Source organism: Pseudomonas sp. GW821-FHT05D12, assembly GCF_059419825.1.
On the sequence record NZ_JBWKSN010000001.1, the window covers coordinates 212,664 to 234,839 of the forward strand.

Sequence of the window (22,176 nt, forward strand, 5' to 3'; positions counted from 1 at the left end):
ACTTGTCGGCTTTCCTGAATTAATGCCAACTAGGGTCCCGCCGCGCATGGATAAGACCTACCAACCGCACGCTATTGAAACTTCCTGGTACCAGACCTGGGAGTCCGAGAATTATTTCGCTCCGCAAGGCGCGGGCGATTCCTACACCATCATGATTCCGCCACCGAACGTCACTGGCAGCCTGCACATGGGCCATGGCTTCAACAATGCGATCATGGATGCGTTGATCCGTTTCCGCCGCATGCAGGGCCGCAACACCCTGTGGCAGCCAGGCACCGACCACGCCGGTATCGCCACCCAGATGCTGGTGGAACGCCAACTCGAAGCCACCGGCCAGAACCGTCACGACCTCGGTCGCGAGAAATTCCTCGAGAAGATCTGGGAATGGAAAGACCAGTCCGGCGGCAACATCAGCCGTCAGATCCGTCGCCTGGGTTCGTCCGTCGACTGGAGCCGTGAGCGCTTCACCATGGACGACGGCCTGTCGGAAGCCGTGAAAGAAGCCTTCGTGCGCCTGCATGAAGACGGCCTGATCTACCGCGGCAAGCGCCTGGTCAACTGGGACACCAAGTTGCACACGGCGATTTCCGACCTCGAAGTGGAAAACCACGACGAGAAAGGCTTCCTGTGGAACCTCAAGTACCCGCTGGCCGACGGCGCCAAGACCGCTGAAGGCAACGACTACCTGATCGTCGCCACCACCCGTCCGGAAACCATGCTCGGCGACGCCGCCGTGGCCGTTAACCCGAACGATGAGCGCTACCAGGCACTGATCGGCAAGTTCGTCGAGCTGCCGCTGGTCGGCCGCCGCATCCCGATCATCGCGGATGACTACTGCGACCCGGAATTCGGCACCGGCTGCGTGAAAATCACCCCGGCCCACGATTTCAACGACTACGAAGTCGGCAAGCGTCACAACCTGCCGCTGCTGAACATCTTCGACAAGAACGCCGCTGTCCTGCCGGCCTGCCAGGTGTTCAACCTCGACGGCACGCTGAACGACAGCATCGACGGCAAGATCCCGGCCGAATACGCCGGCCTCGACCGCTTTGAAGCACGCAAGCAGATCGTTGCGGCCTTTGACGCCGCCGGCCTGCTGGTCAGCGTTGACGACCACGGCCTGAAAGTCCCGAAAGGCGATCGCTCCGGTACCGTGATCGAGCCGTGGCTGACCGACCAGTGGTACGTGTCGACCAAGCCGTTGGCTGAGCCGGCCATTGCTGCCGTGGAAGACGGCCGTATCCAGTTCGTGCCCAAGCAGTACGAAAACATGTACTTCTCGTGGATGCGCGACATCCAGGATTGGTGCATCAGCCGTCAGCTGTGGTGGGGCCACCGCATCCCGGCCTGGTACGACGAGTCGGGCAAGGTCTATGTCGGCCGCGACGAAGCCGAAGTGCGTGCCAAGCACAACCTGGGGGCTGACGTTGCGCTGCAACAGGACAACGACGTCCTGGACACCTGGTTCAGCTCGGGCCTGTGGACCTTCTCGACCCTGGGCTGGCCGCAGCAGACCGAATTCCTGAAGAAATTCCACTCCACCGACGTGCTGGTCACCGGCTTCGACATCATTTTCTTCTGGGTTGCCCGGATGATCATGCTCACCATGCACCTGGTGAAGAACGAGGACGGCACGCCGCAGGTACCGTTCAAGACCGTGTACGTGCACGGCCTGGTGCGTGATGGCCAGGGCCAGAAGATGTCCAAGTCCAAGGGCAACGTCCTGGACCCGCTGGACATCATCGACGGCATCGACCTGGAAACCCTGGTGCAGAAACGCACCTCGGGCCTGATGCAGCCGAAACTGGCGAAGAAGATCGAGAAGCAGACCCGCGACGAATTCGCCGACGGCATCGCCAGCTACGGCACCGATGCGCTGCGCTTCACCTTCTGCTCGCTGGCGTCCACCGGTCGCGACATCAAGTTCGACATGGGCCGCGTCGAAGGCTATCGCAACTTCTGCAACAAGATCTGGAACGCCGCGCGCTACGTGCTGGACAAGGGCGAAGACTGTGGCCAGAACGGCGAAGCCTATGAGCTGAGCCTGGCTGACCGCTGGATCATCTCGCAGCTGCAGCGCACTGAAGCCGAAGTGACCCGCCAACTCGACCAGTTCCGCTTCGACCTGGCTGCACAAGCCTTGTACGAGTTCATCTGGAACCAGTATTGCGACTGGTACCTGGAACTGTCCAAGCCGGTGCTGTGGGACGAAAACGCGCCGGTCGAACGCCAGCGCGGCACCCGTCGCACCCTGGTACGCGTATTGGAAGTGGCGCTGCGCCTGGCGCACCCGTTCATGCCGTTCATCACTGAAGAAATCTGGCAGCGCATCGCGCCGCTGGCCGGCATCGACGGCAAGACCATCATGCTGCAGCCTTGGCCGGTGGCCAATGAAGCCCGCATCGATGAAGCCGCCGAAAGCGACATCGAGTGGCTCAAGACCCTGATGCTCGGCACGCGCAACATCCGCGCCGAAATGAACATCGGGCCGGGCAAGCCACTGGCCGTGTTCGTCAAGAACGCCAGCGCCGAAGACCAGCGTCGTCTCACCGAGAACGACGCTCTGCTCAAGAAGCTGGCGAAGCTGGAGTCGATCACTGTGTTGGCCGACGGCGCCGAAGCACCACTGTCCGCCACCGCGCTGGTGGGCGACATGGAAGTGCTGGTGCCGATGGCCGGCCTGATCGACAAAGGTGCGGAACTCGCACGTCTCGACAAGGAAATCCTGCGCCTGCAAGGCGAAGTGCAGCGAGTGGGCGGCAAGCTGTCCAACGCGGCATTCGTCGACAAGGCGCCGGCCGAAGTGATCGAGAAGGAACGCGCCAAGCTGGCCGAGGCTGAGCAGGCCCTGGGCAAGCTGGCGGAGCAACATGCGCGGATTTCCAGCCTGTAAGGGTGCGAACCGTGTGAAAAAAGGGACCTTCGGGTCCCTTTTTTTTGCCTTGAAAACCCGACAAATGTAGGCGCTGGCCTGCCGGCGATAGCATCACCTGGGTGTGGCGGATGGACCGAGTCGCCAGCATCGCCGGCAAGCCAGCGCCCAGATTTGAACGAGTTGGCCTCAGGATGTGTGACAATGCCCACCACTTTGAGCCAACACCAGAATCAACATGACCGCCCCCAGCACGCCAAAACCTCCGCGCAAGAAGCCTAAAACCGCCACTCCGGCCAAGCCCGTGGTACCGCGCAAAGAGGCCACCCTGCACCCGCGCAACCGCCACACAGGCCGTTACGACTTCCCAGCGCTGATCAAGACCACGCCGGAACTGGCGCAATTCGTGATCATCAACCCGTACGGCAAGGAAAGTATCGACTTCGCCAGCCCGGACGCGGTGCGGGTGTTCAACCGCGCGCTGCTGAAAAGCTTCTATGGCATCCAGCACTGGGACATCCCGGCCGATTACCTGTGCCCACCGGTGCCGGGACGTGCCGATTACGTGCACTTCCTCGCCGACCTGCTGGCCAGCGGCAATGACGGCAAGATCCCGCGCGGTTCGATCGTCAAGGTGCTGGACATCGGCATGGGCGCCAACTGCGTCTACCCGCTGATTGGCTACATGGAGTACCGCTGGAACTTCCTCGGCTCGGAGGTCGACCCTACCGCCGTGGCCGCCGCCAAGGCCATCGTGCAGTCCAACGACCTGAGCAAGGTCATCCAGCTGCGCCAGCAAACCAACCCCAAGCAGATCCTGCTGAACCTGCTGGAGCCGGGTGAGCGCTTTGACCTGACCATGTGCAACCCGCCGTTCCACGCATCCATGGACGAAGCCACCAAGGGCAGCGAGCGCAAGTGGCGCGCCCTGGGCAAGGCGGACCCCAAGCGCAAGTTGCCGGTACTGAACTTCGGCGGCCAATCGGCGGAGTTGTGGTGTGAAGGCGGCGAGGCGCGGTTTGTGACGCAGCTGATTGCCGAGAGTGCGCATTTTGCCCACAAGGTGTTGTGGTTCAGCACACTGGTGTCAAAAGCGTCGAACTTGCCCGCGATCGAGACAGCCCTGAAAAAAGCCGGCGTGCTGGAAAGCCAGGTGGTGGAAATGTCCCAGGGGCAGAAGCAAAGCCGCTTCGTGGCCTGGACCTTCCAGACCAAGAACGAACAGCAGATCTGGCGCCAGCGCTGGGTTCGCTAGGACCGGCAACAAATCGCAGGCAACAAAAAACCGTGCCCGGATCGCTCCGGAGCACGGTTTTTTTTGCTGCGTCTTACTTGTTAACAGCGTCGGTCAGGCCTTTGGCCACAACCAGCTTGATAACTTTCTTGGCAGCGATTTCGATGGCAGCGCCAGTCGAAGGGTTACGGCCAGTACGGGCAGGACGCTCGGTCACTTTCAGTTTGCCAACGCCTGGCAGAGTGATTTCGCCGCCGTTTTCCAGCTGGTCAGCAACAACTTGGCTCAGTTGGTCCAGCAGAGCGCGCACGGTAGTTTTCGGTGCGTCTACTGCTTCAGCCAGGTCAGCGATCAGTTGGTCTTTAGTAATAGCCATTGTGGTGTTCCTTCCCTATCAAATTCATATGGATTGCAGAGTGCAGTGTCAGCCGTCGAGCCTGGCCGTCATGGCCTGGCACCCCCGGCTATAACCACGGAGATCGGGGTTATAGATGCTTGAAACGGGGATTGGTTCGACCTGACAGATGCTGAATGCACGCTTATCGCCGAGACTTGGCGTAAGACGGGGCAAAACTAGCACAGAGACGGGGAAATATCCGCTTCTACCTACCCATTTGGTCAGCTTTATCGCTCTAAACCGTGAAAAAAAGGCATATGCCCCGTCGGAGAGCCTGCAAAATGCCCTTCGACAGGTGTCTTGGCCAATGGGTGCGGTACACTGGGCGACTTTTCGGGGAGGCCAACCGCTCCCCGCTCAACCAGCCGAGAAGCCTATGCCGATCCGTCATTGCATCGTCCACCTGATCGACAAAAAACCCGACGGCACACCCGCAGTTCTCCACGCCCGCGACTCCGAACTCGCCGAGTCGGCCGCCATCGAGAACATGCTTGCCGACCTCAACGAGAGCTACAACGCCAAACAAGGCAAGGCCTGGGGTTTCTTCCATGCCGAGTCCGGCGCGCACCCGTTCAGCGGCTGGTTGAAGGAATATTTCGACGGTGGCCAGGATTTCACCACCTTCAGCCGCACCGCTGTCGAGCACCTGCAAAAGCTGATGGAGGAGTCCAACCTGTCCACCGGCGGCCACGTGCTCTTTGCCCACTACCAGCAAGGCATGACCGATTACCTGGCCATCGCCCTGCTGCACCACAGTGAAGGCGTGGCGGTGACCGACGAGCTGGACGTGACCCCCTCGCGCCACCTCGACCTGGGCCAGTTGCACCTGGCGGCGCGCATCAACGTCTCCGAGTGGCAGAACAACAAGCAGTCCAAGCAGTACATCTCGTTTATCAAAGGCAAGAACGGCAAGAAGGTCTCGGAGTACTTCCGCGACTTCATCGGCTGCCAGGAAGGTGTCGACGGCCCAGGTGAGACGCGCACCCTGCTCAAGGCCTTCAGCGACTTCGTCGAAAGCGAAGACCTGCCGGACGAGTCCGCCCGCGAGAAAACCAAGACCCTGGTCGATTACGCCAGCAGCCAGGCCAAGCTCGGCGAGCCGATGGGCCTTGAAGAATTATCGGGTTTGATCGATGAAGATCGGCCAAAGGCGTTCTACGACCACATCCGCAACAAGGACTACGGCCTGTCGCCGGAAATCCCGGCGGATAAGCGCACTCTCAACCAGTTCCGCCGTTTCACCGGACGCGCCGAGGGCCTGTCCATCAGCTTTGAAGCGCACCTGCTGGGCGACAAGATCGAGTACGACGAAGCCGCTGGCACCTTGATCATCAAGGGCCTGCCGACGCAACTGACTGATCAGCTCAAGCGCCGTAACTGATGCTCGGCGGGGTTTTCAAGAAAGTCCTGCTGGTGTTGCTGGTGGTCGTGGTGATCCAGAACTGGGGCAAGATCGAGCGGGTGTTCAACCCTTCGCAGGTGGCGCCCGAACACCTGCGCGAGTCGGCGCAGGTGGTGCTCTACACCACCGAGTGGTGCGGCTACTGCAAGCAGATTCGCCGCTTCCTCGACCAGAAAGCCATTCCCTACCAGGCGTTTGATATCGACAAGGACGCCCAGGCCCGCAAGGCGTATGAGGCGCTGGGCGGCGGCGGAATTCCGTTTGTGGCGGTGAACGGCACGCTGATCCGCGAATACAGCCCCGAGAAAATCATGGCGGCGCTGACTCAGTAATCAGCGCACCACGATCATCCGGCCCAGCAGCTGGTGCTGTTCAAACCCCAGCACCGCCTGCAAGGCATTCAAAACGGCTTGCGGGTCCTTGCTCGGGAAGCTGCCGCTGACGCGCTTGGCGCCCATATCTTCGTTGAGCAACAGGATGCGGCCTGGGTAGTAACGGCCCAGATCCTTGAGCACGTCCGCCAACGGCGCCTTGTAATAGTTGAGCCAGCCGTCGCGCCACGCCAGGCGTGACTCGCTGTCGACCGCATGCAGCGGCTCTGCGATGCCATCGGCGTAGGCCACTTGCTGGCCTGCCGTCAGTATTTGCTGCTGGCCCTGTTTCGACGGCGTCACCCCAACCCGCCCCGACAACACCGTTACCTGGGCCCCCGCCGGTTGCAGGCGCACTTCAAACTGCGTGCCCAACACCCGCGCCTCGCCACTGCCCGCCCCCACGACAAACGACTCGCCGGTGTGGGTCACGCGGAAAAATCCTGCGCCTCGACGTAGCTGGATATGCCGCTCGCCGTGGCTGAAATCCACGGCGATGGCGCTGTCGGCATCCAGGGTTACCTGGGATTGATCAGCCAGGGTGACGGTTTTCACCTCGCCTGGCGCGGTCACGTAGTCGGCGCCGAAGTCATCGACCCAGCGCGAAGGCTGCCAGCCAGCGCCCATCGACACCATCACCAGCAAGCACGCGGCCATGGCCAGGGCGCCGGACCAGCGCAGCACTCGCGAACGCGTCGGAGCGTTCATTGCATTCAGGTAGCCCTGCAGCGCCAGGGCGTCTTCGTCCGCCAGCTTGCGCGCTGGCACTTCGCTCAGTTCCCACAGGACCTGGGCCTGGGAATAGGCCTCGACGTGCGCGGGGTCGGCGCGCAGCCAGCGGCTGAACGTGGCCTGGTCGCCGCTGCTGGGCTGATCATGCAGCAGGCTCAGCCAGGCGAGAGCGGCCTGTTCCTGGTCGGGCGTGGGGCTGGCGTTCACGGTGCTTTCCCTGGCGTGCGTGGGGGTGAGGGTTCGCGAAGGCTGGCCTTGCAGGCTTCGAGGGCACGCATCATATGTTTTTCCACGGCACTTTGGGACAGGCCCATCGCCTTGGCGATCTGTGCGTATTTGCGGCCATGGATGCGGTTGAGCAGGAAGATCTGTCGGGTGCGCTCCGGCAAGCTGCGCAGCGCGGCCTCGACATGGCGCAGGTCATTGCCCGCTTCCAGTGCAGCCTGCGGCTCGCAGCCTTGGTTATCCTGCTGCTCGGGCAACCAGCCCTCGCTGCTGCGCACCCGCGCGCCTTCGCTGCGCAAGTGGTCGATGGCGATGTTGCCGGCGCAGCGCAACAGGTAGGTGCTGAGTTCTTCGACCTGCACCAGCGGCCGGCGCCAGAAACGCAGGAACAAGTCCTGCACCAGGTCGGCCGCCGTCGCACGGCAGCCGACGCGGCGGCTGACCAGGGCTTCCATCTGCGAACGCTGGGACAGGAACACTTGCAGAAAATGCGCACGCCCGCCCGCCGCTTCAGCGTGCTGGCTGTCCTGGGATTCGGGCGGCGTGCTGATCATCATGGCTGGGGCTCAGAGGGTGGCAAAGGCCGCGACGGGGCTGGCCAGCAGTCCGACACCCGCCAGGATCAAGGCCAGCCTTGGCCGATACGGCAACAACAGCACCAGCAGGAGTGCGCTGAGCATCAACACGGCGCACCACTCCACCAGGCCCTGGCCCCAACCGGCGATGCTCACGGCCGGCCAGATCGACACACTCAACAGCAACCAGCCGATCACCCGCAGTCCCACACGCCGACGCGCCGAAGGCTTGCTGTGGAGCAATTCGCCATGATGACGGTCGGTGGACAGGCACAAGGCAGTGAAACCGGCGTAGCACATCAACAGGGCGAGCAGCATCAGTTCGTCTCGCGCTTGAGGGTCATCGGACGCGCACGTTCGGCCTTGGCCACGGGCGCGGTGCGGTGTTGCATCTTCCAGGCAGCCCAGCTCAGGAACACGCCGCTGGCCAGGCAGGTCAGGTCGAAACCGGCCATGGCCCAGTCGCCGGTGACCAGGGACACACCCAGGTGGCTGGACGTGGTCAGTGCGTTGAGCACAGGGATGGCAACAAACAGCAGCGCACCAACGCTCAACTGCTCGACCCAACCCTGGCGGCCGCGACGCAGGATCGCGTGCAACAGACTCAAGCCCCAGGCGATGAAGAAGGTTTGTACTTCCCAGTCGGAGCGTTCGGCGAAGCTCACCGGCAACAGGCGATTGGCCCAGAAAAATGCCGCGATCGCGATCATCAGCCCGGACATGCTGGCCATGTTCAGTACTTCGACCAGGCGCAATTCAAACGGCATGACCGAGGCCTTTGCATGCTTGAGCTGGCGCTTGCCCAGCCAGATCACCAGCCCCGTGCCGATCATCGCCGTGCCCGCCAGGCCGCAGATGAAGTACAACCAGCGCAGCACCGGGCCGGCGAAATGGCCCATGTGCAGGCCGTAGAAACTGCCGCCGATCACCGCCGGCAGCGACTGCTCGCCGCTCACCCGCAGCAGCTCGCCGGTGCTGCCGTTGAACGACACGGTGCTGCCGAAATCATGGACCACGCGGTCGGAGCCGGCGCGGAACACATTCACCGACGCGTTGACATCACCCGGGTTATTCACCGCCAACCGCCCGACATGACCGCCCGCCCACTGCGCCCGCGCTTGCTCGTACATCGGCACCAGCGGCAGCAGTTCGGCCGGCTGGCCCAGCGCGGGCGCATTGTTGGAGGCCGGGAACACCTCATTGAAAAAGGCACGGGTGTCATTGCCATAGGAGGCCAGGATCGGCGCCGGCATGACCAGGCTCATGAAAATCACCAGGCTGCTGTAGGTGATCATCAAGTGGAACGGCAGCACCAGCACCCCGACCGCATTGTGCCCGTCGAGCCAGGAGCGCTGGCCTTTGCGGGGGCGGAAGGTGAAGAAGTCCTTGAAGATTTTCTTGTGGGTGATGATGCCGGTGATCAACGCGACAAACATCACCATCGCGGCAATCGTCGACAGCCAGCGCCCCCAGGGATGAGGCATCTGCAGCTGGAAATGGAAACGATAGAAGAACTCGCCGCCCATGCTTTCGCGGGCCTGCACTGCCTGGCCGCTGACCGGGTCGAGGGTTTTCTGGATGAAGTTGCCACGCTTGCCGGGGTCGACCTTGTCTTGCCACATCACCGACAGGCCGGGGTCACGGCTGTCGGGCAAGGTGATGAACCAGCGCGCGGCGGACGGCGCCACCTGCTGCAGGTAGGTTTGCGCGACGCTCAGGCTGCGCGCATCGTCCAGCGGATGCGCCTGCACTTCAGGCTGCATCCAGTGGCTGATCTCATCCTTGAAATACGACAAGGTGCCGGTCAGGAAAATCGCGAACAGCAACCAGCCAAAGATCAAGCCGGCCCAGGTGTGCAGCCAGGCCATGGCCTGGCGAAATCCCTCTTTCATGTGCGTGTCATCCAGAACCCCACACCCGCCAGGGTGGCAAACGCCGCACTCGGCAACATCACGCCGAACCAGGCGCGCGCGGCACTGCGACAGGCGAAACACCAGAGCACCGCCAGCAGATAGAACACAAATGAACTCATCATCCCGGTGATCACCGCATCGGCGCGGCTGGTGGGCATCCAAAGCGCCAGGCAGATACTGGCGAGCGAAGCCATCAGGTAGCCGCCGACCACGGCAGCCAGCACGCGGGAGGTCACGGCAAGACGATAAGAGACAGGCAGCGAGGTTTTGCTTTTCATGCGGGAGGCGCCAGGTTCATCAGCGCGCAATATTAATGATAAATATTCTCATAAGCAAAACAGAACGGATGAATCACCTGCCCAGGCCGATTGCCGAAGCCGTTCTTGCGCCCTACAATGCGAACAATTCTTGTTCTCTAACGTGCATGGGTGCTTGTGGAGTGTCTTCGTTGAGCCCGTCCCACACCGTCGAAGTGTTGTACCACGACCATCACCACTGGCTCACCGGCTGGTTGCGACGCAAGCTCGGCTGCCCGGAAAGCGCCGCCGACCTGGCACAAGACACGTTCATCCGCGTGCTGACCGCCCGGGAAGCCCCCACGCTGATCGAACCGCGCGCATTCCTCACCACCGTCGCCAAGCGCGTGCTGTTCAATTTCTACCGCCGCCAGGACCTCGAGCGCGCCTACCTCGATGCTTTGGCGCAAATGCCTGAGCACGTGGCGCCGTCGGAAGAAGAACGCGCGATCATCCTGCAGACCCTGATTGAACTGGACCAGTTGCTCGACGGCCTGCCCGTGCAGGTCAAGCGTGCATTCCTGCTGGCCCAGCTCGACGGCCTCACCTACGCCCAAATCGGCGCGGAGCTGGGCATCTCCATTGCCACCGTCAAGCGCCACCTGAATAAAGCAGCGATGCGCTGCTACTTCGCCCTATGAACTTCTCGACCCAGGTTGCCGAACAAGCCGTGCATTGGCTGATGGAAATGCAGCAAGGCGCACTCAACCCGCGCCAGCAGGCGGCCTGGCAGCATTGGCTGAATGCCCACAGCGAACACCAGCGCGCGTGGGACCATATCCAGCGCGTCAACCAGCGCCTGCGCGGCATGCCCTCGCCATTGGCGCACGCAGCGTTGAACGCGCCGACGTCCACCAGCCGGCGCCAGGCACTGAAGTTGCTGTTGATCCTGGGGGCTGGCTCGGCGGCGGCCTGGAGCCTGCGCCAGCAACATATCCTGCCACCGCTGACGGCCGATTACCGCAGCCCCGTCGGCCAGCGGCGCAAGGTGCAACTGGCCGATGGCAGCCAGTTGCAGCTCAATACCGGCAGCGCGGTGGATGTACATTTCGATGGCCAGCAACGGCTGATCCGCCTGCTCGAAGGCGAGATCCTGCTGACGGGCAGCGCCGGCGCGACACCGCTGCACGTGCTGACCGGCCAGGGCGTGCTCAGCAGCCAGGCAGCGCGCCTGAATGTGCGCCAGTTCAACGACCACACCCAAGTGGCGGTCTTCAGCGGGCGCGTCGAGGTGATGCCCAATCACTACAGCGGCCTGCCGCTGACGGTCGAGGCCGCACGCCAGGTCAACTTTACCCGCAAGGGTTGGGACACCCCGCGCGCCACCGACGCCAACAGCGGTGCCTGGGCCGATGGCATGCTGATGGCCGCGCACATGCGCCTGGAGGACTTCCTCGCCGAACTGGGCCGCTACCGCCGTGGCCAGGTCAACTGCGACCCGCAAGTCGCCAATTTGCTGATTTCCGGCAGCTACCCGCTGGACGACAGCGAGCGCATTCTCGACCTGCTCGAAATCAGCCTGCCGGTGAAAGTGCGGCGCTTTACCCGCTATTGGGTGACCGTGCAGGCACGCGCCTGAAATTATTTTCAATCCCAGTGAGCCGTTTTCCACACCTCGCGTGACAGAGAAGGAAAGCCACCTTGATCCTTCCTTCTCAGGACCGCTCGTCATGCCCCAGCAACCCACCCTTCTCGCCCGCACCCTGCGCCAACTCCTGCTCGGCGCCAGCCTCGGCCTGACCGTGCTGCCACCGGTAATGGCCGCTGACGCCAAGCCCTACCACATCGCCCCGGCGTCGCTGGAGGCGGCACTGAACCAGTTTGGTCGTGAAGCCGGCGTGCTGATTTCCTTCGGTTCCGAAGTCACGGCGGGCATGCAGAGTCGTGGGTTGTCGGGCAATTACGGCGCCGCTGACGGCCTGCAGAAACTCCTCGAAGGCACCGGCCTGCAAGCGCGTGCCGAAGGCGACAATGCCTACAGCCTGCAACCGGCCAACGCCCCGGCCAGCATTGAACTGGGCACCTCCAGCGTGGTGGGCGACTGGCTCGGCGATGCGGCGCAGACCAACGTATTCGAACACCCCGGCGCCCGCGACGTGATCCGTCGCGAAGAATTCGAACGCCAGGGCGCGACCCAGGCCCGTGATGTGCTCAACCGTATTCCCGGCGTCAACGCTCCGGAAAACAACGGCACCGGCAGCCATGACATGGCGCTGAACTTCGGCATTCGTGGCCTCAACCCACGCCTGGCCTCGCGTTCGACCGTGCTGATGGACGGCATCCCGGTGCCATTCGCGCCGTATGGCCAGCCGCAACTGTCGTTTGCACCGATCAGCATGGGTAACATGGACGCGGTGGACGTGGTGCGCGGCGGCGGCGCCGTGCGCTATGGCCCGCAGAACGTCGGCGGCGTGGTCAACTTCGTGACCCGCGCGATTCCCGATGCGCCAACCGTCAAAGGCGGCCTGCAGACTGAAACCAGCCCGTCCTCCAGCCACGACGGGTTCAAGACCACCGGCAATTTGCTCGCCGGCGGCACCGCCGACAACGGCCTCGGCGGCGCGATCCTCTACTCCGGGACCCGTGGCGGCGACTGGCGCGAAAACAGCAACACGCGCATTGATGACCTGATTCTCAAAGGCAAATACCAGCTCGACGACGCCAACAGCTTCAACGCCATGGCGCAATACTACGAAGGCCAGGCCGATATGCCTGGGGGGTTGAACGTCAGGGACTACAAGGCCGACCCGTACCAATCCACCCGTCCCTACGACAAGTTCTGGGGCCGGCGCACCATGTTCAACGCCGGCTACCGCTACCAGGAAGATCGCCGCGAATTCACCGCCAACACTTTCTTCACCACCACCTTGCGCAACGGCTACCTGGACCAGGGCAACTTCCTCTCGCTGTCGCCACGCGAATACTGGGTGCGCGGCCTGGAAACGCGCTTCGCCCAAGGCTTCGACCTCGGCCCGACCAGCCACGAAGTGGGCATCGGCTACCGCTACATCAACGAAGCCGGCCACGAACTGCGCTACCGCACACCGATCGCCGCCAACCAGCAGATCCCCACCACCGACAGCCGCAACGACCGCGACACCCGCGGCAGCACCGAGACCAATGCACTGTTCCTCGATGACCGGATTGATATCGGCAAGTGGACCATCACCCCGGGCGTGCGCTACGAAATGATCAAGTCCGAGCAGACCGACCACATCAACAACCTGAACTACAAAGGTGACTACAACACCGCACTGCCGGCGTTGAACGTGCTCTATCACCTCACCGACAGCTGGAACCTCTACGCCAACACCGAAGGTTCGTTCGGCAGCGTGCAATACAGCCAGATGGCCAAGCGCGTGCCCAAGGGCGAAGTGCAACCGGAAAAGGCCCGCACCTGGGAACTCGGTACCCGCTACGACGACGGCACCTTGCGTGCAGAGATCGGCGCGTTCCTGATCAACTTCGACAACCAGTACGAAAGCAACCAGACCGATGACTCGGTGATCGCCCGTGGCGAAACCCGCCACCAGGGCATCGAGACCAGCGTCAACTATGCACTCGACGGCCTGAGCCCGGCGCTGGCGGGGTTTGATGTGTACGCCACCTATGCCTATGTCGACGCCACCATCCGCGAAGACGGCCCGAACAAAGGCAACCGCGTGCCCTTCTCGTCCAAGCGCAAAGGCACCCTCGGCGTGGGCTACACCGAAGGCCGCTGGAAGCTCAACCTGGACAGCAGCTTCCAGAGCAGCCAGTTCGCCGACAACGCCAACACCGAGGCCGAAAGCGCCAACGGTGCCACCGGTCGCATCCCCGGCTACATGCTGTTCAGCAGCCGCGCGGCGTATGACTTCGGCCCGCAACTATCGGACTTGAACGTGGCCGTCGGAGTGAAAAACATCTTCAACACCCAGTATTTCACCCGTTCGTTCGACGACAATAACAAGGGCAAGTATGTCGGCGAGCCGCGTACGGTATACGTGCAAACGTCTATCGCGTTCTGACTGCCGAGCAAAGCCCACGCGGGCTTCCCGTGGCAAGCAGGCTTACTGTGGAGAGCAGGCTTAATGTGGCAAGCACGCTTCCTGTGGCGAGCATGCCTCCTGTGGCGAGCGGGCTTGCCCCGCGTTGGGTTGCGAAGCAACCCCAAAAAGCCCTGACACCTAACTCCCCGCCAAACAACTAGGCGTCGCAGCAACCAAGGCATCAATGGCACAACGCGTCTTGGCCGGCATATGCGCCGCCGTCGGCCAAATCACATGGATCGGCGCAGGCTGGTCGCGATAGCTCGGCAAAACCGCCTCCAGTTGCCCACGCAAAACATAGTGGGCAATCAACCAACTCGGCAACCAGGCCAGGCCCACGCCCGCGATCGCGGCATCGGCCACGGCCTGGAGGTCGTCCATCATCAACGGCGAGGCCACCCGCGCACGGTGCGCGCGCCCTTGCGCATCCTTCAACTCCCATTCCAGGCGTGGAGCACTGCAGCGGTAGGCAATACCGCGATGCCCCGCCAAATCCTCGATGCACTCGATCCGGCCGCTGCGCTGCAAATACGCAGATGACGCCGCCAGGCCGATGGCCTGTTCGCCCAGGCGGCGAGCACTCAAGCGATCAGTGTCGGGCAGCGGGCCAATACGCACCGCCAGGTCAAAACCCTCCTGGGCCACATCGATCAGCCGATCCGAGAACGAAATCTCGATCTCCAGCTCAGCAAACCGGTCCATCAACCGCCACAGCGCAGGCGCGGCATAGTGGTGCCCGAACGCCAGCGGCAGGCTCGCGCGCAGGCGTCCGCGTGGCTGCTGCCGACCGCTCTCCAGCACCGACTCGGCGGCCTCCAGCTCCGCCAGCGCGCGCAGGCAATGCTCGTAATAGGCCTGGCCGTCCTCGGTCAATCGCTGGCGGCGCGTGGAACGCTGCAGCAAACACGTGCCCAGGCGCGCCTCCAATCGCGCCAGCCCTTTGCCGACCGCAGAGCGCGTGAGGTTAAGCCGCTCGGCGGCTTCGGTCAGGTTGCCGCTTTCGACGATCTGTAGAAACAGCTCGACGCCATCAAAACGCGGAGTGGCCATGATTTGATTGTCGCTCTTGATTCCCTGATAAGAAGAAAACTTATCACGAATAAAGAAACAGATTCCCCTGAAAATAACCCGATTGCCATCGACAGGAGAATCCCATGCCACCCGCCGCTACGTTATCCGCCGCCACGCCTGCGCTTACCGCCAGGAACGGCCTGGCCCTCACCGCCGTGTGCCTCGTCGCCCTCATGTTCGGCCTGGAGATTTCCAGTGTGCCCGTCATCCTCCCGACGCTTGAACGAGAGCTGGGCACCGGCTTTCAGGATGCTCAATGGATCATGAATGCCTACACCCTGGCCTGCACCAGTGTGCTGATGGCGGCGGGCACGCTGGCCGACCGCTTCGGGCGGCGGCGCATGCTGGTGCTATGTCTATGGGTGTTCGGCCTGGCATCGCTGGCCTGTGGATTGGCCGATCATGCGCCGACACTGATCGCGGCACGTTTCGTACAAGGCGTGGGCGCCGGGGCGATGATGATCTGCCAGTTCGCGATTCTTTCGCACCTGTTCCGCGAGCCGGCGGCACGGGCGCGGGCGTTTGCGATATGGGGCGTGATTGCCGGCATCGGCCTGGGTTTCGGGCCGATGGTGGGCGCGTTGATCCTGGCGATCGCGGATTGGCGCTGGGTCTTCCTCGTGCATGTGCCGCTGACGTTGTTCACCCTGGCGCTGCTGCACATCAGCGTGCAGGAATCTCGCGATCCGGCGGCCCATCGCCTGGACATCGCCGGCATGCTCACGTTGACGCTGTCGGTCTTCGCGCTGGTGTACTTCATTACCCAGGGCACCGAGCAAGGCTTCGGCACGGCGGCCATGCTCGGCTGGGCCGGGTTGGCGATCGGCGGGTTACTGCTGTTCATCGTGGTTGAGCGCCGCAGTGCGCAGCCGATGTTCGATTTCTCGGTGTTTCGAATCCAGCGTTTCAACGGCGCGCTGATGGGCTCCATCGGCATGAACTTCAGCTTCTGGCCGTTCATGATCTACCTGCCGCTTTACTTCCAGGCCGGCCTCGGCTACGACACCTTGACCACCGGCGGCGCCCTGCTCGCCTACACCTTGCCCACCTTGCTGGTGCCGCCGCTCGCCGAGCGCCTGGCGCTGCGCTACGGTGCCGAGCGCATTATCCCGCTGGGGTTGGGCCTGATGGGTGCAGGCTTCCTGGCCATGGCCACCGCGAATGGAACCGGGCATCCGAGCCTCTCCTGGATGCTGGCCAGTTGTGTGATCGCCGGCGTGGGCCTGGCGTTGACCAACTCACCGACCACCAACACCACCACTGGCGCGGTCTCGGCTGATCGCGCGGGCATGGCATCGGGCATCGACCTGAGTGCACGCCTGATTACCCTGGCACTCAACATCGCGTTGATGGGACTGGTGCTGTTGTTGGGGATCAGCCATTACCTGGCCGAAGTATTGCCCGCCACCACGGCATCCCAGTGGCCGGCCCTCAGCCAGGAGATTGCGGCAGGCAAACTGGAAGTGCCTGGGCTGGCAATCTCCCAGGCACAGGCGGGGCTGCGCCAAGGGGCGGGATGGGCGATGCTTTTTGCCGGCTTGGGGGCTGGTGTCCTGGCGCTGCTGAGTGGGTATTTCTTCCGACGCGGCCGCTAAACGAAAACGGGCCTGCATGTGCAGGCCCGTTTCAGTCGGAGGGTAAAAACCTTCAGCGATCAGCTGTTAAACACGGCACGTTCTTTTTCCAGAAACTCCTGTTCAAGCTCATCTTCATTCACTTTGGTGTCCGACAGACTTTTCCCGGCAGCGCGGGGCTTGCCTTGCAGTTTGCCGAATAAATGTTCCAACGCATGGTCCAGCTTGGTCGCAGCGCCGTCGATCGCCTGCTCCAAGGTATCGGCCTTGTGCAGCACCGACAGCGGTTGATGGCCTTTTGGCCGCGCTTCCAGGCGGCAACTCAGATCGTGGGGACCGGGCTTGTCGCCGTTCTCATCCCGCAGGTAGACCTCAACACGGGTCAGGTCTTCTTCATAACGTTCGAGCGTGCTTTCAATGGTATTACGTACCCACTCCTCCAGTCGGATGCTGCTTTCAATATGGTTATCGCTATTGACTTGGATTTGCATAGTTCTTCCCTTATTTCAGCTAGCTCGCGAGAGGTCACAACTGCAACACCGGTGTGGTGAAACCATGACCTCTTGATTACACAATTGAGCAGTCAGCAGAACAATTCAACCCCTTTGCAAAGATAAATCACACATTACAAATTAACTCTGACTACGAGCAAAAACGCTGGTAGGGTGGGGAGTTAGTTACATCTTCTTACGCCCGACAATCCTCATAATTGCCCCTCTCCCAACGGGTGCAAGCTGCGAAAAATCCCTGCTTCCTCCACCAGCCAGTCATGCACTGCCCGCACGCCCGGATGGCTCAGCGCGCCCGGTGCATACAGCAGCACGTAGCGTTTATGGTTGGGCACGGCCAGGCCGAACGGCACGATCAAGGTGCCGCGCTCCAACTCATCGTTGAGCAAGGTGCGCCGCGCGATGGCCACGCCCATGCCGGCGATGGCGGCCTCGATGGTCAGGTGATTGCGGTTGAACGTGTGCCCGCGCCGTACGTCGGCGTGGTGATAGCCGATGGCATTCAGGTAAAACTCCCACTCGGCGTACTCATAACTCCCACGCCACGCGGTAATGTCGTGCAGCAATGGGAAATGCACCAGGTCAGCCGGCCCATGCAACGGCGGACGGCCGCGCAGCAGGCTGGGCGCGCACACCGGGAAAATCTGTTCATCCAGCAAGGCTGTGGATAACAGGCCGGGGTAGCTGCCGTCGTTCAGGTCGATCGCCAGGTCGAAGTCGCCCTCGTGCAGCGCAATGCTGCTGTCTTCGGCGACCATGCGCAGCTGGATATCCGGGAACCGCTGCTGCAGGCGGGGCAAGCGCGGCGTCAGCCATTTGCCCAGAAACGACGGGATCGAACGCAGGCGCAAGGTGCCACTGATCATCCCCGCATCCAAGCGCTGCAACTCGGCATCAATGCTGCCGTAGGCCTCCCCCACCGTGGTCGCCAGCCGCTGCCCCTCTGCGCTCAACTCCACGCCGCGCGCGCGCCGATGGAACAGGCGGAAACCCAGGCGCTCTTCCAGCTGGCGAATCTGCTGGCTCACCGCCCCCGGCGTGATGTGCAGTTCCTCGGCGCAACGGGTGAACGACAAATGCCGCGCCGCGCAGGAAAAAACGTGCAACCAGACATACGTCTGGCCATGAAGGGGCCGGGTCATAGGGTTTAGTCCTGCTAAAGGGTGTCTTAGGATAATTCGTTGGTCAGTGCCGTTCCAGAGGCTCAGTATCGCGCCAATTGCGCTCGTCCTACAAAACATGGCAGCGATTCCTACTCCATTGCTTGTAAGGCTTTAGCATGGCTATCAGTGTTTTCGATCTATTCAAGGTGGGCATCGGCCCGTCCAGTTCCCATACCGTCGGCCCGATGCGCGCTGCGGCGACGTTTGCCCAGGCCCTCATCGACCAACAGCTACTCAGCGAAACCCGTCGCGTCGAAGTGCGCTTGTACGGCTCGCTGTCGGCGACCGGCGTGGGCCACGCCACCGACCGCGCCTGCGTGATGGGGCTGATGGGCGAATGGCCAGACCAGATCGACCCCACCTCGATCAACGCCCGTATCCAGCAACTGCGCGAGAGCGGCCGGCTGCTGCTCGCCGGCCAGCAGGACATTGCCTTCAACTGGCACGGCGACCTGTTGCTGCTCGACGAAAGCCTGCCTTACCACCCCAACGCCATGTCCCTGCATGCCTACGGCGACAATGGCCTGCTGAGCGAGCAAACCTATTACTCGGTGGGCGGCGGTTTCATCATCGAAGCCGCTGAAGCGGCTTCGGGCATTGCGCCGACCAGTGACGTGGAATTGCCCTACGACTTTTCCAGCGCTGTCGAACTGCTGGCCCTGTGCAACCAGCACGGGCTGCGGGTTTCGGAACTGATGATGGCCAACGAGCGCGCGTGGCGCAGTGACGAGGAGATCCGCAGCGGACTGCTGCATATCTGGTCGGTGATGCGCGAATGCGTCGAGCAGGGTCTGCGCGATGAAGGCATCCTGCCCGGCGGCCTGGACGTGCCGCGCCGCGCTGCGAAATTGCACCGCAGCCTGCTGGAAATCGGTAAACCGAATGTGATCACTTCGACCTTGTCGGCGATGGAATGGGTCAACCTGTTCGCCCTCGCCGTCAACGAAGAAAACGCCGCCGGCGGGCGCATGGTTACCGCGCCGACCAATGGCGCGGCCGGCATCATCCCGGCGGTGCTGCATTACTACATGAAGTTCAACCCCGACGCGTCTGACGACGATGTGGTCAATTTCTTTCTGGCCGCGGCCGCCGTCGGCATCCTCTGCAAGAAAAACGCCTCGATCTCCGGCGCCGAAGTCGGTTGCCAAGGCGAAGTCGGCTCGGCCTGTGCCATGGCCGCCGCCGGCTTGGCCGATGTGCTGGGCGCCACGCCCGAGCAACTGGAAAACGCCGCCGAAATTGGCCTGGAGCACAACCTCGGCCTGACCTGCGACCCGGTCGGTGGCCTGGTACAGGTGCCGTGCATCGAGCGCAACGCCATCGCGGCAGTCAAGGCGATCAATGCCACGCAGATGGCCCTGCGCGGTGACGGCAAACACTTCATTTCCCTCGACCGGGTGATCCGCACCATGCGCGATACCGGCGCCGATATGCATGACAAATACAAAGAAACTTCACGGGGCGGCCTGGCCGTGAACTGGGTGGAGTGCTGAGGAGCATTCCCTGACCGCCCCAACGTGAGCCCGCGCAAAAATAATAACGAGGCAATAACGATGACCGATGTACGTACACCTGCTGCCGAAAATCCCGCTGTAGACCTGACGACCCCCGCTGCAAAAGGCTGGAACAAACACGACACCACCTGGATGCTTGGCCTCTACGGCACCGCCATCGGGGCGGGCACCCTGTTCCTGCCGATCAACGCCGGCGTCGGCGGTTTCTGGCCGCTGATCGTGCTGGCACTGCTGGCCTTCCCGATGACCTTCTTCGCCCACCGTGGGCTCACGCGCTTTGTGCTGTCGGGCAAATCCGGTGACATCACCGAAGTCGTCGAAGAGCATTTCGGCGTGGGTGCGGGCAAGCTGATCACCCTGCTGTATTTCTTCGCGATCTTCCCGATCCTGCTGGTGTACAGCGTGGCGCTGACCAACACCCTCGGCAGCTTCATGGAACATCAACTGCACATGGCGCCGCCGCCCCGGGCGATCCTGTCGCTGGTGCTGATCCTCGGCCTGATGGCCATCGTGCGCTGCGGCCAGGGTGTGATCGTCAAGGCCATGAGCGTGCTGGTCTACCCGTTCGTCGCCGCCCTGCTGTTGCTGGCGGTGAGCCTGATCCCCAACTGGAACGGTGCATTCTTCGCCTCCGCCGGCGACGGCATGCCGCTGCCGATATTCTTCAAGACCCTGTGGCTGGCAATCCCGGTGATGGTGTTTTCGTTCAACCATTCGCCGATCATCTCCGCCTTTGCCGTCGACCAGAAACGCGTGTACGGCGCGCAGGCCGAGCGCAAGAGCAGCGGCATCCTGGCCACAGCCCACGGCATGATGGTGCTGACCGTGATGTTCTTCTGCTTCAGTTGCGTGCTGGCGCTGTCGCCGGCTGACCTGGCGGCGGCCAAGGCCCAGAACATCTCGATCCTGTCGTACCTGGCCAACCACTTCCAGACGCCAGTGATTGCCTATGCCGCGCCATTGATCGCGCTGGTAGCGATTACCAAATCCTTCCTGGGCCACTACATCGGCGCCAGCGAAGGCTTCCAGGGGTTGATCGTCAAATCCCTGCGCGGGCGCAACCGTTCGATGTCGTCCAAAGGACTGGAGCGCTGCACCGCGCTGTTCATGGTGCTGACCTGCTGGGCCGTGGCGACGTTCAACCCGAGCATCCTCGGCATGATCGAGACGCTGGGCGGGCCGATCATCGCGTGCCTGCTGTTCCTGATGCCGATGTACGCGATCCGCCGCGTGCCATCTCTGCGCCAGTACTCGGGCCAGCTGTCGAACGTGTTTGTGGTGGTGATCGGGTTGATTGCGCTGTCTGCGATCGTTTTCTCGGTACTGCCCTGAAATAGCCCACAGACCTGAAGATCAACCCAAGATAAATATGGGAGCGGGCTTGCTCGCGAATGCGCTCCTTCAGCTGAGTATTTATTGGCTGAAAGAGCGCATTCGCGGGCAAGCCCGCTCCCACATCCAGCCCCCATGGGCTGGGAAGTCGCTGTACGGCACGCCCCTTGCTGTACAGCTCATGAGGCAAACGGAATTTGTACACCCTCAGCGACGGAGTGGCCGGCGGTCAGGCAATGCGAACTAATCCAGACACCGGCCGTCAATGACTGCATGTTCTTATCAGGCGGTAACGCACCATGGACAATCCTTTTCAGATCATCACCGACACTTTCACCCCCCAATACCGCGTCAACCTGAGCATCCAGCGGCTGGATGGCAGCATCATGCTCACCCTCTCGGATGACACCGGCGTCGTCGCCAAGCGCATGATCAGCGCCGAACAGCGCAACGACCCGCAACGCCTCAAACGCCTGGTGCAAAGCATCCAATTCGGAATTGCCATCGAGCAGGGCCACAGCGCCATGGAAATCCTGGCGGTGATGACCGACGGCGACAGCCACAAACTGTTGCAGCGGCCACCGACCCGCGCCCTGCCCTTCAGCGTCGGGCTTTAAAGCTCGCCCTTCTCGGTTTCCAGGCTCGTCTCGCCCTTGCGACGCGGGCCTTCGACCTTCACCGACGGGAAGGCCGACGAGGCATAGCGCACCACCAGAATCGCGAACGCCAACAGCAGAATCCCACCGCACAGGTAGATGATGCCGATATCGGGCGGGTTGTGGTGCGACACGTTGGAGATCAGCAGGCGCGTCAGCGCGGTGATCGCCACGTAGATCAGGAAGCGTACCGGCATGTGGTTGGTCTTGACCGCTACAACCGCACAGCCAAGTGCTTTATCGAGCGTCAATAGGCATATCGCCACCATCTTCATTCGTGTTATTTTCCATCTTACCAACGCTTAAATAACG

The 22,176-nt window shown here is 62.3% G+C and carries 20 protein-coding genes and 1 pseudogene; 11 read left to right on the forward strand and 10 right to left on the reverse strand.

Features of this window, described 5'->3' with window-relative positions; all coding sequences use genetic code 11:
* Positions 1 to 46 precede the first annotated feature (46 nt).
* Positions 47 to 2,893, forward strand: a complete 2,847-nt coding sequence (locus AC07SI_RS00975) for a valine--tRNA ligase (protein WP_120447697.1) — start codon at positions 47 to 49, stop codon at positions 2,891 to 2,893.
* A 217-nt stretch (positions 2,894 to 3,110) separates the two neighbouring features.
* Positions 3,111 to 4,127 carry a 23S rRNA (adenine(1618)-N(6))-methyltransferase RlmF gene (rlmF, locus tag AC07SI_RS00980; protein WP_065906937.1) on the forward strand — a complete coding sequence of 339 codons (1,017 nt, stop codon included), beginning with the start codon at positions 3,111 to 3,113 and terminating at the stop codon, positions 4,125 to 4,127.
* 73 nt (positions 4,128 to 4,200) lie between these two features.
* Here rlmF and AC07SI_RS00985 read toward each other — a convergent pair whose 3' ends face one another.
* Positions 4,201 to 4,482, reverse strand: coding sequence for an HU family DNA-binding protein (locus AC07SI_RS00985; RefSeq protein WP_003188840.1), 282 nt, complete (start codon positions 4,480 to 4,482; stop codon positions 4,201 to 4,203).
* Positions 4,483 to 4,879: 397 nt separating this feature from the next.
* Between AC07SI_RS00985 and yejK the strand changes: the two genes are divergently transcribed.
* Entirely contained in the window at positions 4,880 to 5,884 is a 1,005-nt protein-coding gene (gene yejK, locus AC07SI_RS00990; protein ID WP_010212893.1) for a nucleoid-associated protein YejK, read from the forward strand.
* Positions 5,884 to 6,237 (forward strand): glutaredoxin family protein, encoded by a 354-nt coding sequence (locus tag AC07SI_RS00995; RefSeq protein WP_213552962.1) that lies wholly within the window; start codon positions 5,884 to 5,886, stop codon positions 6,235 to 6,237. Before yejK ends, AC07SI_RS00995 begins: the two co-directional genes overlap by 1 nt.
* Here AC07SI_RS00995 and AC07SI_RS01000 read toward each other — a convergent pair whose 3' ends face one another.
* The 5 genes from AC07SI_RS01000 to AC07SI_RS01020 are packed head-to-tail and all read right to left on the reverse strand — an operon-like array spanning position 6,238 to position 9,999.
* Positions 6,238 to 7,215, reverse strand: a complete 978-nt coding sequence (locus AC07SI_RS01000) for a FecR family protein (protein ID WP_495004926.1) — start codon at positions 7,213 to 7,215, stop codon at positions 6,238 to 6,240.
* The gene (locus AC07SI_RS01005) at positions 7,212 to 7,790 is read right to left on the reverse strand and encodes an RNA polymerase sigma factor (RefSeq protein WP_120447694.1); all 579 of its coding nucleotides are present in this window, start codon (positions 7,788 to 7,790) and stop codon (positions 7,212 to 7,214) included. The genes AC07SI_RS01000 and AC07SI_RS01005 overlap by 4 nt, the downstream gene beginning before the upstream one ends.
* Before the next feature lie 9 nt (positions 7,791 to 7,799).
* Positions 7,800 to 8,126, reverse strand: a complete 327-nt coding sequence (locus AC07SI_RS01010) for a DUF3325 domain-containing protein (RefSeq protein WP_262132873.1) — start codon at positions 8,124 to 8,126, stop codon at positions 7,800 to 7,802.
* Positions 8,126 to 9,700, reverse strand: a complete 1,575-nt coding sequence (locus tag AC07SI_RS01015) for a PepSY-associated TM helix domain-containing protein (protein WP_495004927.1) — start codon at positions 9,698 to 9,700, stop codon at positions 8,126 to 8,128. Before AC07SI_RS01015 ends, AC07SI_RS01010 begins: the two co-directional genes overlap by 1 nt.
* Positions 9,697 to 9,999 (reverse strand): DUF3649 domain-containing protein, encoded by a 303-nt coding sequence (locus AC07SI_RS01020; RefSeq protein WP_065906949.1) that lies wholly within the window; start codon positions 9,997 to 9,999, stop codon positions 9,697 to 9,699. The genes AC07SI_RS01015 and AC07SI_RS01020 overlap by 4 nt, the downstream gene beginning before the upstream one ends.
* A gap of 170 nt (positions 10,000 to 10,169) precedes the next feature.
* On the opposite strand from AC07SI_RS01020, the gene AC07SI_RS01025 reads away from it, so the two are divergent.
* The 3 genes from AC07SI_RS01025 (at position 10,170) to fecA (ending at position 14,024) form a co-directional block, all read left to right on the forward strand.
* Complete coding sequence (locus AC07SI_RS01025) at positions 10,170 to 10,658, forward strand: sigma-70 family RNA polymerase sigma factor (protein ID WP_120447691.1); 489 nt, start codon at positions 10,170 to 10,172, stop codon at positions 10,656 to 10,658.
* Positions 10,655 to 11,596: a FecR domain-containing protein gene (locus tag AC07SI_RS01030; protein WP_495004928.1), complete on the forward strand. Its 942-nt coding sequence runs from the start codon at positions 10,655 to 10,657 to the stop codon at positions 11,594 to 11,596. The genes AC07SI_RS01025 and AC07SI_RS01030 overlap by 4 nt, the downstream gene beginning before the upstream one ends.
* A gap of 91 nt (positions 11,597 to 11,687) precedes the next feature.
* Complete coding sequence (gene fecA, locus AC07SI_RS01035; RefSeq protein ID WP_495004929.1) at positions 11,688 to 14,024, forward strand: TonB-dependent Fe(3+) dicitrate receptor FecA; 2,337 nt, start codon at positions 11,688 to 11,690, stop codon at positions 14,022 to 14,024.
* A gap of 159 nt (positions 14,025 to 14,183) precedes the next feature.
* Here the strand turns inward: fecA and AC07SI_RS01040 are convergent, their stop codons facing one another.
* Entirely contained in the window at positions 14,184 to 15,095 is a 912-nt protein-coding gene (locus AC07SI_RS01040; protein ID WP_106805076.1) for a LysR family transcriptional regulator, read from the reverse strand.
* 104 nt (positions 15,096 to 15,199) lie between these two features.
* On the opposite strand from AC07SI_RS01040, the gene AC07SI_RS01045 reads away from it, so the two are divergent.
* Positions 15,200 to 16,711 carry an MFS transporter gene (locus tag AC07SI_RS01045; protein WP_495004930.1) on the forward strand — a complete coding sequence of 504 codons (1,512 nt, stop codon included), beginning with the start codon at positions 15,200 to 15,202 and terminating at the stop codon, positions 16,709 to 16,711.
* A 59-nt stretch (positions 16,712 to 16,770) separates the two neighbouring features.
* Here AC07SI_RS01045 and AC07SI_RS01050 read toward each other — a convergent pair whose 3' ends face one another.
* Both AC07SI_RS01050 and AC07SI_RS01055 read right to left on the reverse strand, forming a co-directional pair.
* Positions 16,771 to 17,181, reverse strand: coding sequence for an HPF/RaiA family ribosome-associated protein (locus AC07SI_RS01050; protein WP_065906958.1), 411 nt, complete (start codon positions 17,179 to 17,181; stop codon positions 16,771 to 16,773).
* A 212-nt stretch (positions 17,182 to 17,393) separates the two neighbouring features.
* On the reverse strand, positions 17,394 to 18,341 hold the full coding sequence (locus AC07SI_RS01055; RefSeq protein WP_065906960.1) for a LysR substrate-binding domain-containing protein: 948 nt from the start codon (positions 18,339 to 18,341) through the stop codon (positions 17,394 to 17,396).
* A gap of 137 nt (positions 18,342 to 18,478) precedes the next feature.
* On the opposite strand from AC07SI_RS01055, the gene AC07SI_RS01060 reads away from it, so the two are divergent.
* From AC07SI_RS01060 to AC07SI_RS01070, 3 genes are all read left to right on the forward strand, one after another.
* Positions 18,479 to 19,855, forward strand: coding sequence for an L-serine ammonia-lyase (locus AC07SI_RS01060; protein ID WP_106805078.1), 1,377 nt, complete (start codon positions 18,479 to 18,481; stop codon positions 19,853 to 19,855).
* Between the two features lie 60 nt (positions 19,856 to 19,915).
* Positions 19,916 to 21,208, forward strand: a complete 1,293-nt coding sequence (locus AC07SI_RS01065) for a serine/threonine transporter (protein ID WP_495004931.1) — start codon at positions 19,916 to 19,918, stop codon at positions 21,206 to 21,208.
* A gap of 299 nt (positions 21,209 to 21,507) precedes the next feature.
* Entirely contained in the window at positions 21,508 to 21,825 is a 318-nt protein-coding gene (locus AC07SI_RS01070; protein WP_065906965.1) for a DUF3509 domain-containing protein, read from the forward strand.
* Here AC07SI_RS01070 and AC07SI_RS01075 read toward each other — a convergent pair.
* Positions 21,822 to 22,124: pseudogene (locus AC07SI_RS01075) on the reverse strand (phosphate-starvation-inducible PsiE family protein); the annotation flags it as partial. The gene AC07SI_RS01070 and the pseudogene AC07SI_RS01075 sit on opposite strands and share 4 nt — an antisense overlap.
* Between the last annotated feature and the right edge of the window lie 52 nt (positions 22,125 to 22,176).